Below are 17,742 nucleotides of genomic sequence, written 5' to 3'. Positions count from 1 at the left end.
TGCCGCCCGTCGGGCAGCCCCCGCTGGCGCGCTGATATTTGAGGCGCGTTGACGATCATCTAGACGTCCGTGCGCCTGCACGCGATGGCGCGATACTTTGCGCAACACATCGCCCCCATAACCAGCTGGTCAGTGTCGGTTTCCGGCTGTTTTTGCTTAACAAATCCGCAATCTGCGCTGCCTACCTTGCGCTGGCGTCGGCTCGTTGCGGGCCTGGCACATACAGACAAACTGATGACGGAGACGAGACCATGGATGACCACAAAAAGCCGCCTTTTAACCGCCGCCGCTTTATGCAATCAGCGGGTGCCGCGTTGGCCACCTCGATGTTGCCGCCCGGCCTGCAAAAAGTACTGGCGGCCCCGGCGGGCAGCGGCACTTTGGGTTCGATCGCGCATGTGGTCATTTTCTCGCAAGAGAATCGCTCGTTTGATAGCTACTTTGGCAGCCTGAATGGCGTGTCCGGCTTTGGTGACAACCATCCGCTGCTGCAAAACGCGGCCAATGGCGTAGCCAATGTGTTTTATCAAAAGAGCGGCAGCACGATTCAGTGCCCGTTTCATCACAACCTTAAAACCACCGCTGCCGAATGCGCCGCCGATGTGGCGCATGACTGGACCTCGGGCCACACCGCCTGGGACAACGGCAAGCTGACCAAGTGGTATAGCGCCAAGGGCGGCTTGTCGATGGGCTATTTCAACCGCGCGGATATCCCGTGGCATTACGCGCTGGCCGACAATTTCACCACCTGTGACCATTATTTTCATTCGGTGATGGGCCCCACCAACCCCAATCGCTTGTACCTGATGACGGGCACCATCGATCCGCAAGGCAAGAACGGCGGCCCGGTCATCGACAACAGCGAAAAGGGCTACACCTGGACCACCTACGCCGAGCGCCTGCAGGCCGCGGGCATCAGCTGGCGCGTGTACCAGGAAACCGACAATTTCGACGACAACGCGTTGGCGTGGTTTAACAATTTCAAGAATGCCGCGACCACTTCGCCCTTGTATATCAACGGTATGCAACGCCGCGCCGCCACCGCATTTGCCAACGATGTGGCCAATGACACGTTGCCCGCGGTGTCGTGGATTCTGGCCCCGACAGCGCTATCCGAACACCCGGACCATGGCCCCAATCCGGGCGCTAATTATGTAAACCAGTTTCTAACCGCACTCGCCGCCAACCCCAAGGTGTGGGAAAAAACCGTGTTCTTTCTGGTGTACGACGAGAATGGTGGCTTTTTTGATCATGCAATGTCGCCGGTGGCGCCCAGCGGCACCGCCGATGAGTTTGTTAACGGTTTGCCGATAGGCTTGGGCGGACGCATTCCGGCGCTGGCGATTTCGCCGTGGTCCAAGGGCGGTTATGTGGCCAGCGAAGTGTTCGATCACACCTCCACGCTGCGCTTTCTGGAAGCCTGGACCGGCGTGCAGGAACCCAATATCAGCGCGTGGCGGCGCAAGGTGTGCGGCGATCTGACCAGCGCATTCAACTTTAACGCGGGCGACTACGCCTTCCCCACGCTGCCCGACACCGCCGCGCTGGCTGCGGCCGCCGCGACGGAATGCAAAAACCTGCCCGCCGCCAAACCCATCGCCACCACGACCGCGCCAACCCAGGAAACCGGACCGCGCCCGACCCGCGTACAACCGTATCAGCTGAATGGCTGGGGCGGCGCGGAACGTTCCACCGGCCGTTACTGGGTGTATATGACCAACCAGGGCCCGAAAGACGTGATGATGACGGCGTACGTGAACGCCTATCGCACCGATGGGCCCTGGCGGTATCAGGTGACTGGCGATGGCGTGCAGGCCAAGGATTATTTCAGCGTTAACACCTATGGCGGCGGCAAATACGACATCAGCCTGTATGGCCCTAACCGCTTCTACCGTCGCTTTGCCGGCAATATCAGCGCCACCGCGTGGCAGAACCAGCCCGAGCCCGAAGTGACCATTACGCTGGGCGCGGCCGGTGCGCCGATTGCGCTGTCGTTTGTGAATGCGTCGACCACCACACCCGCCGTGTTTACCGTCAAGCGCCGCAATGCGCCCGCCGACGGCAGCGGCGGCCGCGTCTGGACGGTGACTGTGCCAGCCGGGCTAACCATCGGCGGCAGCTTTCCTACCAACAGTGACTGGTATGACTATGTGATCACGCTGAGCGGCGACAGCCTGTTTGCGCGCGAATTTGCAGGCCATATCGAGGGTGTGGAAAGCAAGACCGAAATGCCGTTTACGGGCTGATGAGGGGTTTGGCGTCCGCGTCTGGGCCCATCAATCAAGGCCGTATGCTGTATCGCGGCGGGTAGCTATGCTGGCGGGCGGGGGCGAACCCACCCAAATCCAGGCCAGACGCGCATATCGCAGCATCTGGGTATGGCTTTGGATGGTGGGTCTCGACGGGGACGCCCAGTCCCACATCAGGATGCGCCGCCATGCGCTAGCGCGCGGGGCGGCGACACCTGTTAAAATCCGGGCTCACGATCAAAGCCCCCGCCCCATGCCCAGCTACCTCGCTCTTGAAACCTCCACCGAACATCTGTCGCTGGCGTTGCACACGCCGGAAGGCTTGTTTCTGCACGCCGAGCATGTTGGCCAGAAGCACGCCGAACTGACGCTGCCTGCCCTCGAACAACTGCTGGTCCAGGCCGGCGTAACGCGCGCCGAACTGGCGGGCGTGGCCTTTGCCATGGGCCCCGGTTCGTTTACCGGTTTGCGCATCGGCTGTGGCATTGCGCAGGGACTGGCGTTCGGGCTCGATATTCCGGTGGTGGGGGTGTCGACGCTGGAAGCGCTGGCGCAGCAATGCCCCAGCGATCTGGCTTATATCTGCATTGATGCGCGCATGAACCAGGTCTACACCGCGGCGTATCAGCGCGAAGGCGAGCAATGGCGCGAAATCTTCGCCGCCGATGTGCTCAACCCCGATGCCATCCCCGTGCCCGAGCAAAGCGGCTGGATGGGCCTGGGCAGTGGTTTTGCCGCCTATGCCGACACGCTGCGGCAACGTCTGGGCGCGCAACTGACCGACACGATGTCCGATGCCTATCCGCATGCGCGCAATATTCTGGCGCTGGCTTTGCCGCGCTTTGAGGCGGGCCAGGGCATGCCAGCGGATCAGGCTACCTTGCTCTATCTGCGCGACAAGGTGGCGCTTAAAACCCACGAGCGAGTAGCCAAATGACGGTAAAACTGCGCGCCTTGCTGGGCTCGGATATCCACGCGGTATTGGCGCTGGACAACGCCACCAATCCGCATCCCTGGAGCCACGCGCAATGGCAGCAAGCGCTGGAAGCACACGACTGCATTGCGCTGGACCGTGATGGCGCGCTGGCTGGTTTTGCCGTGACCAACACCGTGCTGGACGAAGCTGAATTGCTGTTGATTGCGGTCGACCCCGCGCTGCAGCGCCAAGGCCTGGGCACGCAATTGCTGAGCGCCGTCATCAATGCCTTGCGCAGCCGCGACGTGGCCAAATTGTTTCTGGAAGTGCGCGCGGGCAATGCCGCGGCGCAAGCGCTGTATGCCAAGGCCGGCGGTCTGCGCATTGGCTTGCGCAAAGACTACTATCCCGGCGCGGACGGCGGCCGAGAAGATGCCGTCAACTACGCCTTTACGCTGCACGCACCCAGCAATGGAACCGAGCCATGAGCCGGCGCGAGCAGATTCTTGATGAATTAGGCCTGGGGCCGTTGTGGCTGGAACGCGCGCACTGGTTGTCGCTGTCCGCCACCGATTTTGTGCCTGCGCCGTTAACCGACGGCCCGGTCAGCGCGCCCGCCCCTGCGCCCGTCGCACATGCGCCGCATCCGGCCGTGCACGTGCCTGCAGCCGATACCGCGCCGGTGATTGCCACGCATGCTATCCCCGCGCTGGAAGCGGTGGAAAAACCGGCCCGCAAAGCGCCCATCGTGCCGGTGGTGGAAACGCGCGCCGAGCGCCCCGACGCGGAAGTCATCGCCCCCGATACCCGCGCGCTGGAAATCGCGCAGATGGATTGGGCGACCTTGCAAGCCACCATGCAGGGCTGTGTGGCCTGCGGTTTAAGCGCCAGCCGCACGCAAGTGGTGCCGGGCGTGGGCAATCCGCAGGCCCACATCATGGTGATCGGCGAAGCGCCGGGCCAGGAAGAGGATCTGCGCGGTGAACCGTTTGTGGGGGCGGCGGGCAAGCTGCTCGACAATATGCTTAAAGCCATCGGCGAGGCGCGCGGCGAACGCGTGTATATCGCCAATGTGCTGAAGTGCCGCCCGCCCGGCAACCGCAATCCGCAAGTGGACGAAGTGGCGCAATGCGCGCCCTTTCTGCAACGCCAGGTGGCGCTGGTGCAGCCCAAGGTGATCTTTGCCGTGGGCCGCTTCGCCATCCAGATGCTGCTGAACACCGACGCCCCGGTAAGCGCGTTGCGCGGCAAGGTGCACCAGTACCAGGGCATCCCGGTGGTGGTCAGCTACCACCCGGCCTACCTGCTGCGCAACCTGCCCGACAAAGCCAAAGCCTGGCGCGACCTGCTACTGCTAAAAGCAACGCTGTCGTAGGGTGGGTCAAGACCCACCCTTCAAAGCCCAAGAGAAGATTGATGCGGTAGATCTTCCCGCTGGTTTTCAGCGCGCCGCCAAAGCAGGGAAAAACCAAATAAATCAATAATTTAGTTCTTCTCGCTGGCTTTGGGCGTGGGGCTAACCCAAGGGAAAGCGCCAAAAACATCAATGATGTAGTTCTTCTCGCTGGCTTTGCTTGGTGGGTCTAGACCCACCCTATGCTTCAGTGGTTATTGCTGCCGCGCGGCGCTGGCGAATTGGCGTGCGGCCTCGGCCGCGCTCATTGCCGGTGAGCGCCAGAACTCCCGCGCCACTTTCATGCATGCTTCGCGCGCCGCTTCCGCCAGGCACTGGCTGTGCGCCCACGACGGCACCAGTACATTGCCGCTGGCTGCCTGCGCAAAATCCTGCGCAGCCTGGCGTGAATAGCCGTCGAACTTACCCAGCGGCACGTCGCTGCGTGCCGGGATATTGCCCTTGAACAGGTTAAACGCCTCCTGCCCTTCCTGGCTCATTACCAGCTCGACCAGATCGCGCTGCGCCGCCTGTTTGGCCGGATCTTGCTGGCGGAACATGATCAGCGCGTCAGCGGCAAACGAGAACTCGCCGCGTGGGCTGGGCGCGGGCCAGCCGATGTAATCGCTGCCCTGGTGTTTGCCCGCCTGGATAAATTCGGGCTTGGCCCAGTCGCCCATGATCTGCATCGCAGCGCGGCCGTTCAGCACGTCGCCGGTGGCCAGATTCCAGTCGCGGCCCGCTTTGTCTTCGGTGCAATACGGCTTGAGTTTGCGGAACAGCTCAAACGCTTCCACCATCTTGCCGCCGCCCAGCGCAGCGGCATCACGATCCACAAAACACGCGCGATAAAAATCAGCGCCCTGCGCGGCCTGGAGGGTTTCCAGCAAGGAGGCGATTTGCCAATCCTGTTCACCCAGCGCCAGCGGCGTGATGCCGGCGTTGTGCAACTTGTCACACAGCGCCAGGAACTCCGGCCAGCTGCGCGGCTGGCTACCACCCACTTTCTGGATCAGCCGGGTATTCACCCACACGGTATTGACGCGCGCCACGCCCAGCGGAATGGCCACATAGCGGCCATCCACCTGGATCATTTTGTCAAAGACCGCAGGCAGCAGTTTCGACCAGCCGCCGCTGCGCGCCGGCTCATTCAGATCAGCCAGCACGCCTGCCTGCGACCATTTGCCGATATTGATAATGCGGTTGGCAGCGGCGGTGGGCGCTTTACCCGCTTGCACGCGCGCATTCAGTGCCGCCATCGGGTCGCCGTTGCCTGCGGGCGTGTCCATCCAGTGATGGCCGCGCTGATTCAGCCGCGTTTTTAGTTCAAACACCGCACGCGCTTCGCTACGCGACAGCCACCAATGCAGTACCTCGATATCAGCCAGCTGGAACTTGCCCACCGCCTGCAGCAACACTTTGGCGCGCTCGTCCACGGTCTTGAGCGTTTGCGTGGCTTGCGTTAGCGCCGAGTCGGTGGCTTGCGTCATATCGCTGATATGGCCGGCGGCGCGCGCCATGGTCTCCGTGGCGGACGATTGTTCCTGCGTGGCATGCGCAATCTGGCGCACCACCTGCGCTACGCCATTCATGCGCTCGGCAATTTCCAACATATGCGCGCGGGCTTCCCCGGCGCGCTCGACCGATTGCGCCACGCCGGCCGAGGTACGGCTCATATCGTCGGTGGCGGCGTGGGTTTCGGTATTGACCGATTCAATCCGGCGCGCGATATCGACGGTAGCCGCTTGCGTGCGTTCGGCCAGCTTGCGCACTTCGTCGGCAACGACGGCGAAACCACGCCCTTGCTCTCCGGCGCGCGCGGCTTCAATTGCGGCATTCAGCGCCAGCAAGTTGGTCTGGCCGGCGATGTCTTTGATTACGCCGACAATGCCGCTGATTTCGTTGGCGCTGGTGTTCAGATTGCTCATGGTGCCGCCGAGGCCGCTCATGGCGCTGGCCACGCGCTCGACCTCATCCGATACGCTTTGCACCGCATGCGCGCTCTGGCCCGACATGCTTTGCGTTTCCGCCACCACTTCGTCCACATCGCGCGCGCTATCGGCAATACGCGAGATGCTCTCGGTGATTTGCTCCACCGTGGCGGCTGAGGCAGCGGCGTGGTCGGATTGCTGGCGGGTATCGGCGGAGATTTGCGCGGTGACGGCGGTCAGCTCGTGCAGGCTGAGCGCCAGCGCTTCCATTTCGCGCTGCACTTCGCGCAATAGCGATTGCTGGCCACCAATAAAGCGATTAAGCGGCGCGGCCAGCGCGGCGGTGTCGCCGGTTTCGGCAAAGCGGATCGACAGATCGGCCGAGCCATTGCCCAATTGATGCAAGGTGGATTCGATGCGGCGCAGCGGCTGCATGATCCAGCCTGCCGCCAGCGCCACCACGGCGGTTATCGCCGCCGCTAGCATCAATGCCGTGGCAACACCACCGGCGCTGGGCATGCCGCCCTGGCTGATCGACGCGCCGACCACGCACGCCACCCCGCTGCTGCCCGCCACCAGCGCCAGCAACCGTCCCCGCATTGAATGCAACATCGGCAACTCCCCTAAACCCGCAAGTCGTGTTCGCGTTTTAATGCGATGTCATCCGCATCGCTGAAATGTAATTCTAGGGGAGCGACTACATTTTCGTCCGAACCATGCAGCGCACTGATGCATTGCATACACACCAGGGCCGCACCTTATAGCGCTAGCGCCGGCTGGCGGCGGCTGATGGCGAGGTCAAGCAGGCTGGCTAAAGCGGAACAACAAACCGCCGCTGGGCGCGGGCCCCAGGCTGATCTGGCCGCCGTAGCGCGTGGCGATATTGCGCACGATGGTCAAACCCAGGCCGCTGCCAGTGGCGTCATTGCCCGGCACGCGATAAAACGGATCGAAGATGCGTTGCAGATGTTCTGGCGCGATGCCGGGGCCGTTGTCTTCGACTTCGAACACCGCCGCACCCGCTTCGTCCCGGTAGATGGACACCGTCACCACGCCGCCATCCGGGGCGTAGCGCACGGCGTTGTCGATGGCATTACGGCAGAGCGTGCGCACATCAACCTCAATGGCGTTGATCGACACCGCTTCCAGCCGCCCGAACCCCAGATCGACATGGCGCGCCAACGCCGCCGCCATGATGTCTTCTACCGTATGCCGCGCCGCGCCATCCAGCGACACCGGGCCCGTTGCGCCCACGGCTGCCGATTGCAGCCGCGCCAGCCCCAGCAGTTGTTCCAGCAGCAAGCGCGTGCGTTGTAGACCCGCTTGCAATGTCGTCAGGCGACCCGCGCTTTCAGGCGCGAGCTGGCTATGGGCCAGGTTTTCCGCCTGTACCGTCAGCGCGGTAATCGGCGAACGCAATTCGTGGGCGGCATCGGCAATAAACAGGCGTTGCTGCTGCAAGGCCGCCGCCAGCCGCTCCATCAAGCGGTTGATCGAACCTACAAACGGCCGGATCTCGGTCACCATGCCGGCCTCGTCCAGCGGCTGCAAATTGCCGTCATCGCGCTGATCCAGCTGGTCGGTGGACTGGCGGATCGGCTCCAGCGTGCGCCGGATAATCAGCACCACCATGCCCACCAGCAAAGGCAGCATCAACACCAGCGTGACCAGCCCGCGCATGCTGCCAAAGCGGGCGATTTCGTCGCGCACCATGGTTTGTTGTGCCACGGCCAGCCGTTTGCCATCCGGGCCGCTTTCGATATACACGCGCCAGTGTTTGCCATGCCAATGCGCAGTCTGCATGCCGTCGGATAGCGGCTTGATCAGCTCGTCGGCAGCGGCGGTTTCGCCTTCATGCTGGATGACTACATTGGATTCGGAATCCTCCGCGCCGCGGCCGCTGAGGTCGGTCTCATCCACGGTTGGCAGGTGGTAGCGCATCGCCAGCAAGGAGATCTGGCGCAGCTGGTCATCCTGGGTTTGCGACGCTTCGATATACAGCGAGACATACGACACCAGCGTCGCCACCAACGCAAACAGCACGGTAAACGTCGCCATCCACAGCGACAGGCGATATTGCAGCGAGTTTTTCACGAGTTCTTGTCCACCATCCAACCCAGGCCGCGCACGTTTTTGATGACGTCACTGCCCAGCTTTTTGCGCAGACTATGGATGACAAATTCGACCACATTGCTTTCGACTTCTTCGTTCCAGCCGTAAATGCGGTCTTCCAGTTGCTGGCGCGACAGGATGGCGCCCGGGCGGATCAACAACGCTTGCAGCAACGAGAATTCGCGCGCGGAGAGGCGACACGTGCGCTCGGCATAGGTGGCTTCGCGCGTCGACAAATCGAGCACCAGCGCGCCGTTGCTCAGCGTGGGCGTGCCCGCCCCGCTTTGCCGCCGCGCCACCGCCCGCATACGCGCCAGCAATTCGCCCACTTCAAACGGCTTGAGAATGTAGTCGTCGGCCCCGGCATCCAGCCCGGCAATCCGGTCTTCCACGGCATCGCGCGCGCTGACAATCAACACGCCCACCGCATCGCCGCGCTGGCGCAACCAGCCAAGCACCTGCAGGCCATCGCGGCCGGGCAAGCCCAGATCCAGCAACAACACTTCATAGCAACTGGCTTGCAGGGCCTGCATGGCAGATTCGCCATCACGTACCCAATCCGTGGCATAGGCCGCATCTTTCAGCGCCTGCACCACGGCTTCGCCAATCATTCGATCATCTTCGACTACCAGAACTCGCATGCTGTTTTCTCGCGCATTGCTCATGGGCTGACCGCGCCATGATAGACGATGCCAGCATGCCGCAGCCGGCTTAGCACGCGCTTAGCCGTGCGCGTGGCACAGTGCCGACGGCGTGGCGGTGCGCCGCTGCATCCGATGCGGTAACGCGCTCGTATATAGGGTCAGCAGCGCCAACAGACGCTGTACCAACACACTGGAGAAAACACCATGAAACGCATCGTGCTTACATTGCTCGTCGCTTTAACGACTGCCGGCGCGGTTGCCCCGGCCTTTGCTGACCAGAATGGCTCGCAAGGCGCGGTCTGGCACAAAGGCGACAACCCGGCCAATCCGGACCAAGGCGCTAAAAAGATGTAACAGCCGCAAAGGCTACGGGCGCAATCCGGCTGGCTTTATGCCCGGCCGCATTGCGCCATTTTTGTGCCCGCAACATTAAGAATTTCTGGGCATTCGTTAGTAATCTTCAGTTTTGTTCAGCCCGCGTAGCACGCCGCCCACAATGGCCTCCATCAGCTCAACACGCCCGAATGGAGACCATCATGCGTAAAACCACCGCCATCATCATCCTCGCCCTCGCCGCAGTTTTCGCCCTGGCCGAAGTGGCCATCGCCCAACGCTTTGAAACCGTGCTCGACAAGGTGGAATTGCAGATTGAGCAATCGGGGGTGCATGGAGTGGAACAGCAAGCTGTGCCGCCTGCGGCGGATATGAGTTTTTTGCGGTAAAAACACCGCGCACAAACAAATTGTGGCGCGCAAAAAACCTGTGCTAATATTCGCCCCCTCAAGTGTGCCGTTGTAGCTCAGTTGGTAGAGCACCTGACTTGTAATCAGGGGGTCGCGAGTTCGATTCCTGCCGGCGGCACCATTAATTCTGTTGTAGATTCAAATCGTTAAATCAAGGCCACTTCCGCAAGGACGTGGCCTTTTTGTTTTGGGCTTTGCAATAACGCGCTTGTTGCCTGACCGCATTCAACCTAAAGTGACTGGGGCCGCCACGCGCGGTGACTACTTTCCGCCTTCCGCTCAGGTGCAAAATGACGAACCCACGTCGCGAAAACGAAACAACGCCCGCCGCCACAGCCAATAAGATGCAGCCCCAGTCCCCCGCCACCACGCCAGACCATTATCTGGCCAGCGGATTCGGCCTTCTGGTCGCCGGCCTGGTTACCAGTGCGCTCAGCTGGCGTCAAAAGCGCAACAATCGCTCCGTTTGAATCGCAATCTGTCCGCTCTGCAGCCGCTTATTCTGTTGGCCCTTAAGGCGCGGCATTGCGGCGCTGAGTGGGTACTCGACTGCGCGACCACTCCATTCCCATGAACCTCATCCGCGCCAAAACCGACATCACCGTTGGCTTGCTGCTCACTGTCTCGGGCGGTTTTCTTGACGCCTTCGCCTATGTGGGCCACGGCGGCGTGTTTGCCAATGCCATGACCGGTAACGTGGCGTTGATGGGCATCAATCTGGCGGCGGGCAATTGGCATCAGGGCTTGCGCCACTTTCCGCCGATCGTGGCGTTCCTGCTGGCCGTGCTGTTGGCCCATGTGTTTGAGCTACTACCCACACGCAGCGAATCGTTGCGCCATCCCGCCATCGCCTGCCTGCTGCTGGAGCTGGTGTTTATGGTGGCGGTCGCCAGTGGTCTGATTGCGTTGCCCGATGCAGGCCTGATCCCGGCGATCAGCTTTGTGGCCACGCTGCAGGCTGCTACGTTTACGCACATTGCGGGCCTGTCCTACAACTCGGTGATGACTTCGGGCAATCTGCGCAGCTTTGGTCAGCGTCTGGCGGCGGGATTGCTGCCGCGCACCGATCTGCAATCGTTGCGCAGCGCGCGTTTGCTGGGCGTGGTGGTGCTGTGTTTTTTTGCGGGCACCGTCATTGGGGCGCTCGCCACCACTCACCTGGGGGCGCAAGCGTTGTGGGTGGAAGCGGCGCTGCTCAGTGCGGCCATGGTGCAGTTTGTGCTGATCGCGGTTTCGCCCTCGCCCTCGCCCTGAATGATCGCGCACAAAAGTAAAAACCCCGAACCGCAGTTCGGGGTTTTTACTGCAAAGGACGAGCTGTCGTCACCGGCATGCGTCGTCTCAAGCTATCCGCCCACGCGCGTCATTTCTGCGCACTGTTCAAGTTAATAAACGGTGTATTCGCCCCAGCCACCTGAGGCAGTTCGCCATTCCATTTTTCAATCGCCTTCAGCTGCACATATTCCTGGCCGCCTTGCTCGCGGATCGCATTAGCCTGAATCTTGATGGTTTGCGCTTCGGCCTGGGCCATGGCGATCTTCTGCTCAGCTTCGATCTTGATCCGCGCCAGATCATTGTTGGCTTTTTGCGCTTGTTGTTCGGCCACTTGCTTGGCTTCGATGGCGTGATCAAACGAGGCGGAAAAATGGAAATCCGTAATCTGGATATCCTCGACCACGATGTTGTAGCTGCGCAGGCTGGTACGCAGGTTGTTGGCAATTTCACTGCGCACGTCATCACGTCTGGACAGCAGTTCTTCCGCCGAAAAGCGCGCAGTCACGGCCTTGGTGGTTTCCTGAATGCGCGGATCAATCAGCTTTTCTTCCACATCAAGCCCAAAGCGCGAGTAAGTGTCTTTTAGTGCGGTGGCGTCGAGGTGATAGTTGAGCGCCACTTTGGTGGTCACGTTTTGCAGATCGCGCGTACTTGCCGTGGTGGGCGCATCGGCTTTGACCGTGCGCACGTCCACTTTGACCACGCTATCGACCATCGGCAGCTTGAAATGCAAGCCCTCGCTTTCTACAGACTGGATCTGGCCAAAGCGAAATACGATGCCGCGCTCGCCTTGCGTGACGGTATAAAAGCTGGCGAGCAGCACATATAAAACGATCAGGACCGCAACGATCTTGAGCGCATTGCGAGTCAATTTGTCCTGCATGATTTTTACCTTTTGTTGTTAAGACATGGAATGACGCTGAGGCCGCGAACGCCCTCTTCGAATCCGGTGACCTTAACAACTCGGTATCCTCACAAACCAGCTACAAAATGACACTCAGCAAGCGAGCGAATTACAGATTTGTTTAATTTGATGTCAATGACGCGGCGGTCGCTTGGTGCCCGCACTGCCGTCATTTGCGCCGCATTCTAGTCGCGGCATTTTCGGAAGTAGACTACGGCGTGTGGCACTGTCTGCTTTACACCACGAATACAAAAAGCCGCAGGCAGCGCTGCGGCTTTCAGCTTCGGTTTGAGCGTTTTTTCAGATCAGACCAGGCAGGCGCTAACGCCAGCGCGGCGTTTGCGCCAGCCGCGCGCACTCAAACCGACCAGGCCCAAGCCGAACAACGCCCAGGTTTCGGGCTCCGGCACCGGCGACATGGCTTCCACGTCAAGGTGCGGATATACCCCCTCTCGCTCCCACATTGAGAACATGGCCGCAGTCGGGTCATTGGCGACTGCGGTGGCGTCCCAGATAAAGTGACCGGTATAGCTTAACCAGGTCACGTCGCCGGGCTGGATGGTGACCGGTCCCACCAGCGCGTCGCAAAGTTCAGTGGCGCAGTCCTGCAGCCAGTAGTTATGCCACCAGGAAACCCCTGCGCCATATTGCGTAAACAACGCGCCCGAAGGCGCGGGCCCCACGTCGCCGGTGGACATGTGCCAGTCGGTGGTGGGCGACGGCGTCTGGTTGTAGTACTGCTCTACGCTTACCTCGCGCGAGTCGCTGGCGCTCTGGCCTACGCGCAAAGAAGACTCTGACGTAAATGTAGGCAGGGTGCTGGCGCCGGTCGCGACGCCCGAAATTCCGTTGAAATTAAACAACTCCAGGCTCCAGCCCGGCTTGGCCTGAACCTGGATCGACACCCACGATTCCTGTTTTAGCGGGCCACTTTGCGTATTGATATTGCCCGGATCCACTTCATGGATATAAGCGCTGAAATTATCCTGAAACTGGTGGGTGGTGCCGTCTGCGGCAGGGTAATCAATGCCCTGAACCCAAGGCGCATGCCCGGCGTCGTAGCCAAACTGGTAGTTGGTGGAATCAATAGTGATGGTGTAGCCAGCACTGTCATAAACCTGGGTATTGGCCATCGCGGTCGGCGTGGCGATAGCGCCAGCCAGCGCGAGGGCATGGAAGGTGGTGCGGATCATTGGCAAGTCTCGCAAGTGTTTTTGATTGGATGTCACCCGACAAACACGCACAGCTTCGTGTAATTATCGTGATGGCATATGTATTGTTAGATACAGTTCGATACTTGCCAAGCCATTTATCTGAGCGCGCGATTTTGCGTGGCGATCAAGCAACCCACACGCAAAAAGCGGCCACATGGGCCGCTTTTTTTATTGCTACATTTCCCGCTGCGCGGGGTTATTTGCAGTTGAATACCGCAATACCGGTGTACTTGCCTCCCGCAGTGGTGCTCGCGGCCCACGGCGCAATCAGCGTGTAGCCACCGGCTTCGCCTTCGCCCAGCAATAATGCCGCCGAAGTGCGGCTGCCGCCGGCTAGCAATGTGCCCATGTTGTTCATGCCCGGTGCCAGCGTCGCGCTGTTGCTGATGTTGGTCTGCGACTTGTCGGTTGCGGTCAAGGTCATGTTCACCGCAGCATTCGCGACGCCGCCATTGATGCTCAGCGTGGCAGTGCCGGTGATGCTGGCAAACTTGCCGGCGTTCATCGGCGTGGTGAAGTGCGGCGTGCAAGTCAACGTAGCGTCGCCCGCATACGCCTGCACATTGTTGTAGACCACATAGCTATAGCCATAGCTCTTGTTGTCGTACGGGCCGTCGGTGTTGCCGCCCGACACATAAGACGTGCTGCCGCTTTGCCATTCGCCCGTCGCCACATGCGCTGTGCTGAGCACGTCACCCACGGTGCTGTCGGCGGTGGTGGTAAAGCTGCTCACGCTACGGATTGCGCCTGCGCTGTCTTGCTGCACGGTGTCCAGCTTACCGATCGAGACGCTGCCACCCCAGATCAGGAAGTAACCGGGTTTGGCGCCAGCCACAAAGGCCGTGGCTGTGGGCGTGGGTGCCGGAGTCGGGGTCGGCACTGCAGTGGGCGTCGGGGTGGGATTGCTCACCGAGCCGGTGGAAGCATCGCTGCCGCCATCGCCGCCACATGCGGACAGTGCGGCCACGGCTGCGGCGATCAAGGACAATTTCAACATACGGGCGAACTGGGTCATTGTAATTCTCAAAAAAGATCTTCTGACTGCGACGCGGTCAGGGGACGTGGCGTGGGGTAAACGACAACGCACGTTGCAATCCAGAACAGAAAAACCCCTCAAAACGCTGCTACTGCCATTACGGAATACGTATCAGCGATGTATCGGATGTAACCGAATGGTCAGCGAGAAGTTGCGCAGCGTATCAAACCCGGCGGACCCCCGAAATAGCGCGCGCCTGGACTGAAAACAACGCGGCCACCCCCTGTGGAGCCCCGCCGCCATACACCACACTGACAAAAGGGTTTCTATTGACCAGACAACTGTTTTAGCAATTTCTAATATTACAAATGGGTAAAATACAGCGGGACTGCGGGACCTCGCCCGATACCCACTTTGCTTACATCCATGCAGCCTTTAACGTCGCATCGCTTTCAATCTGCGCAAACCTGCACGGGCTTTGAAAGGAAAGTCGTGGCGCGCCGACGCGAGATGGCCGACAGGCGGTCAGCAAACCCCACTTTGCCTGGCAAAAAAAACCACACCCCGGTACGGCACATCCACACTTTTTGCCCAGCTTGCCCTACTGCTTGCATCGCCATGACAGGGGCATAGATTGATCCCCCAAAGCGCGCTTGATACCGGCTGTTGCAAATCCGACTCGTCTTGGCAGCGCAACATGTCGCGGCATTGACGCCGCGCGCCGGGGCATCGTTAATAAGCGCCAATGCGTCCGCAGCGACGCTTGTGCAATACGCGTCAACCGCCCTACCCACGGTCCTTGAACAAGGCCGTGGTTGCAGCCCCCAGAGGCGCAAAAGCGCCCGTTCGATATCAAATCAACTTATGGATGGAGATGTTTCATGAAGCGCATCAACCGGATGGCATGGGCCATCCTGCCTGCCGCATTGGCAGCGTCGTACGCCCTGGCCGCCTATCCCACCTGGCAAGACGGTGGCACTTACAGCGTCGGCACTATCGTTTATTACAACGGCCATGATTACAAAGCGCTGGTCACGCAAACTGACTACGCAGGCGCAGGCTGGAACCCGGCCGCAACGCCCAGCCTGTGGCAGGATCTAGGCGCGGATACCGGCGGCACCCCAACGCCGACCCCCACACCGACGCCGACACCGACACCGACCCCCACACCAGCGCCGACACCGAAGCCGACGCCCACACCGACTCCTGCGCCGACGCCAGTCCCCACCCCGACACCCGCACCGACACCGACGCCAGCCCCCACGCCAACCCCGAGCGGTGGCGCACCGGCGTTTATCGATAGCCCGTACAAGGACGTCACCGTCAACACCGACTGGAACACCGATCAGATGCGCAGCCGCAATGCGGCAGGCACCGTGGTGGCAGTCACCAGCGCCATGCCGAGCAATCTGTCGACGCTGACCTGGGCGTTTGTAACCGGCGAATGCGGCTCCACCGCCGCCAGCCCGGTCGGCGAAAACCTCGGCGGCATGACGCCGTCGACCTTTGCCGCCACCAACGTGCCGCTGTTTGTTAACGCAGGCAAAAAGTATGTGGTGTCGACCGGCGGCGCAGCCGGTGTGTTCAGCTGTGGCACCGATGCCGGCTTTACCCAGTTCATCAAGAATTACTACTCGGCCAATATGATCGGTATCGATTTTGATATCGAAGCGGGCCAGACCCAGGCGCAGATCAACGCGCTGGTGCAACGCGTGATTACCGCGCAAAAAACCTACCCTAACCTGCGCTACAGCTTCACCATCGCTACGCTGGCCACCAGCCAGGCGGGTTCGGCCGTTGCGGTGGATATGGGCGCCAATTCGCCGAATCCGTTGGGCGATATGGGCAAAATGGTGATGAGCGCGATTCAGAGCTCGGGTCTGACCAAATACACCATCAACCTGATGGTGATGGACTATGGCAATCCGGCCAGCAATGCGGTGTGTGTGGTCAGCGGAGGCGTGTGTCAGATGGGTCAGTCGGCCATTCAGGCGGCGATGGATCTGCATAACTTCTACAAGCTGCCGTACAACCAGATCGAACTGACGCCGATGATTGCGGCCAACGATACGTCCGGCGAAACCTTTACCCTGGCCGACGTGGATACCATGTCCAACTTTATCAAGGCCAACGGCCTGGTCGGCGCGCACTACTGGTCGCTGGACCGTGATATCGCGGGCACCAATGGCCAGAGCAATCTGTCGTTTACCAATCGCTTTGTCAGCGATCTGGGCCAGTAATCCAGCCCTGCAGGTAAAAAGCCCGACCAACTGGTCGGGCTTTTTAACGACTATGCACGCGAGTGTAAAGGCCGCGCTTAAACCACCAGCACCACCTTGCCCTGAATGCTGCCCTGCGCCGCACGCTGATGCGCCGCAGCGGCTCGCGCCAGCGGAAAAGTGCGGTCGATAACGATGCGCAAGGTGCCGTCATCCAACAGGCGCGCGGCCTCGGCCAGTTGCTTGCCGCTGGATCGCACCTGAGCCGTCGATACGGTAATGCCCAAATCCGCCGCTTCTTTGTGCGCGGAAAAATCGAGCGGGTTAACCAGGAACAGCGCGCCGCCCGGGCGAATCACGCGCAAAAAGCGCTCGATGCCGGGGCCGCCGACGGCATCCATGACCAGATCAACATCGTGTACCACCGTTTCCGCTGCAACGCGGTGGTAATCGATAAACTCATCCGCACCCAGGTCGCGTAGCAATTGCTCGTGTTTGCCCGACGCCACCGCAATCACCCGCGCACCCTGCCACTTGGCCACCTGCACCGCCACATGCCCCACACCCCCACCCGCGCCATTGATCAGCACCGTTTTGCCTTGCAGCGGCACCGGGGCATGGGCGAAGGACTGGAACGGGTTCGGCACGTCGTGACCCAAATCGACCAGAAACTGCCATGCCGTCAGCACCGACATGGGCGCGCCCGCCGCGTGGAGGTGATCGATATGCGTGGGCTTGAGGGCCAGTTCGTTGGCGGCCACATTCACATATTCGGCATACGCCCCGCTGCCGGTCATGGCCGCTTGCGGAAAGCGCACCATGGCATAGACCGCGTCACCCACCATGAAGTCGGATACCGCATTGCCCACGGCCGCCACCACGCCCGAAACATCGGTGCCCAGAATCAACGGAAACGTCGCATCCGGCTGCCAGCCCGGCGGCAAGGCGCGATAGCCATCACGCAGATAGAGATCAGGTGGATTAAGGCTGGCCGCATGCACGCGCACCAATACTTCATCCGCCGCGATTTGCGGCCGCGGCGCGTCTTCGTAGCGCAATACTTCGGGGCCGCCAAATGCGTGCAATCGCACGGCTTTCATCATTTCGGTCATCGCATCCTCGCTGCATATCCATATCGATAAGCCATGTTAGATGCGTGCCGGCAG

At 60.8% G+C, this 17,742-nt stretch carries 15 protein-coding genes and 1 tRNA gene; 9 read left to right on the top strand and 7 right to left on the bottom strand.

Annotated elements, in window-relative coordinates:
* Positions 1-251 precede the first annotated feature (251 nt).
* The 4 genes from WG78_RS00880 to WG78_RS00865 all read left to right on the top strand — a co-directional run bounded on the left by WG78_RS00880 (position 252) and on the right by WG78_RS00865 (position 4,540).
* Positions 252-2,246 (top strand): phosphocholine-specific phospholipase C, encoded by a 1,995-nt coding sequence (locus WG78_RS00880; RefSeq protein ID WP_053935899.1) that lies wholly within the window; start codon positions 252-254, stop codon positions 2,244-2,246.
* A gap of 256 nt (positions 2,247-2,502) precedes the next feature.
* Positions 2,503-3,186 (top strand): tRNA (adenosine(37)-N6)-threonylcarbamoyltransferase complex dimerization subunit type 1 TsaB, encoded by a 684-nt coding sequence (gene tsaB / locus WG78_RS00875; protein ID WP_053935898.1) that lies wholly within the window; start codon positions 2,503-2,505, stop codon positions 3,184-3,186.
* Positions 3,183-3,653, top strand: coding sequence for a ribosomal protein S18-alanine N-acetyltransferase (rimI, locus tag WG78_RS00870; RefSeq protein WP_053935897.1), 471 nt, complete (start codon positions 3,183-3,185; stop codon positions 3,651-3,653). The genes tsaB and rimI overlap by 4 nt, the downstream gene beginning before the upstream one ends.
* Entirely contained in the window at positions 3,650-4,540 is an 891-nt protein-coding gene (locus tag WG78_RS00865; RefSeq protein WP_053935896.1) for a uracil-DNA glycosylase, read from the top strand. Before rimI ends, WG78_RS00865 begins: the two co-directional genes overlap by 4 nt.
* A 233-nt stretch (positions 4,541-4,773) precedes the next feature.
* On the opposite strand, the gene WG78_RS00860 is transcribed toward WG78_RS00865, so the two are convergent.
* From WG78_RS00860 to WG78_RS00850, 3 genes are all read right to left on the bottom strand, one after another.
* Complete coding sequence (locus WG78_RS00860; RefSeq protein ID WP_083458669.1) at positions 4,774-7,101, bottom strand: extracellular solute-binding protein; 2,328 nt, start codon at positions 7,099-7,101, stop codon at positions 4,774-4,776.
* A 186-nt stretch (positions 7,102-7,287) separates the two neighbouring features.
* A complete protein-coding gene (locus WG78_RS00855) occupies positions 7,288-8,583 on the bottom strand; it encodes an ATP-binding protein (RefSeq protein WP_053935894.1) in 1,296 nt (431 codons plus the stop codon).
* On the bottom strand, positions 8,580-9,242 hold the full coding sequence (locus WG78_RS00850; protein WP_053936166.1) for a response regulator: 663 nt from the start codon (positions 9,240-9,242) through the stop codon (positions 8,580-8,582). Before WG78_RS00850 ends, WG78_RS00855 begins: the two co-directional genes overlap by 4 nt.
* Before the next feature lie 207 nt (positions 9,243-9,449).
* Here WG78_RS00850 and WG78_RS22610 point away from each other — a divergent pair, with 207 nt between their 5' ends.
* The 4 genes from WG78_RS22610 to WG78_RS00830 all read left to right on the top strand — a co-directional run bounded on the left by WG78_RS22610 (position 9,450) and on the right by WG78_RS00830 (position 11,242).
* Positions 9,450-9,599, top strand: coding sequence for a hypothetical protein (locus WG78_RS22610; protein ID WP_161805042.1), 150 nt, complete (start codon positions 9,450-9,452; stop codon positions 9,597-9,599).
* Positions 9,600-9,781: 182 nt separating this feature from the next.
* Entirely contained in the window at positions 9,782-9,967 is a 186-nt protein-coding gene (locus WG78_RS00845; RefSeq protein ID WP_152969002.1) for a hypothetical protein, read from the top strand.
* A 66-nt stretch (positions 9,968-10,033) separates the two neighbouring features.
* Positions 10,034-10,109 (top strand) — tRNA-Thr (locus tag WG78_RS00840).
* A 449-nt stretch (positions 10,110-10,558) separates the two neighbouring features.
* The gene (locus WG78_RS00830; protein WP_053935891.1) at positions 10,559-11,242 is read left to right on the top strand and encodes a YoaK family protein; all 684 of its coding nucleotides are present in this window, start codon (positions 10,559-10,561) and stop codon (positions 11,240-11,242) included.
* A 109-nt stretch (positions 11,243-11,351) separates the two neighbouring features.
* Here the strand turns inward: WG78_RS00830 and WG78_RS00825 are convergent, their stop codons facing one another.
* The 3 genes from WG78_RS00825 to WG78_RS00815 all read right to left on the bottom strand — a co-directional run bounded on the left by WG78_RS00825 (position 11,352) and on the right by WG78_RS00815 (position 14,396).
* Positions 11,352-12,146: a prohibitin family protein gene (locus WG78_RS00825; protein WP_053935890.1), complete on the bottom strand. Its 795-nt coding sequence runs from the start codon at positions 12,144-12,146 to the stop codon at positions 11,352-11,354.
* Between the two features lie 326 nt (positions 12,147-12,472).
* Positions 12,473-13,360: a PEP-CTERM sorting domain-containing protein gene (locus tag WG78_RS00820; protein ID WP_053935889.1), complete on the bottom strand. Its 888-nt coding sequence runs from the start codon at positions 13,358-13,360 to the stop codon at positions 12,473-12,475.
* 217 nt (positions 13,361-13,577) lie between these two features.
* On the bottom strand, positions 13,578-14,396 hold the full coding sequence (locus WG78_RS00815) for a hypothetical protein (protein WP_152969001.1): 819 nt from the start codon (positions 14,394-14,396) through the stop codon (positions 13,578-13,580).
* An 842-nt stretch (positions 14,397-15,238) separates the two neighbouring features.
* Here WG78_RS00815 and WG78_RS22985 point away from each other — a divergent pair.
* Positions 15,239-16,597, top strand: coding sequence for a carbohydrate-binding protein (locus tag WG78_RS22985; protein ID WP_053935887.1), 1,359 nt, complete (start codon positions 15,239-15,241; stop codon positions 16,595-16,597).
* Between the two features lie 77 nt (positions 16,598-16,674).
* Here WG78_RS22985 and WG78_RS00805 read toward each other — a convergent pair whose 3' ends face one another.
* Positions 16,675-17,688: an NADP-dependent oxidoreductase gene (locus WG78_RS00805; protein WP_053935886.1), complete on the bottom strand. Its 1,014-nt coding sequence runs from the start codon at positions 17,686-17,688 to the stop codon at positions 16,675-16,677.
* Between the last annotated feature and the right edge of the window lie 54 nt (positions 17,689-17,742).

Source organism: Amantichitinum ursilacus, from assembly GCF_001294205.1.
Taxonomy (GTDB): Bacteria; Pseudomonadota; Gammaproteobacteria; order Burkholderiales; family Chitinibacteraceae; genus Amantichitinum; species Amantichitinum ursilacus.
This window is presented reverse-complemented; position numbering and strand designations above follow the sequence as displayed.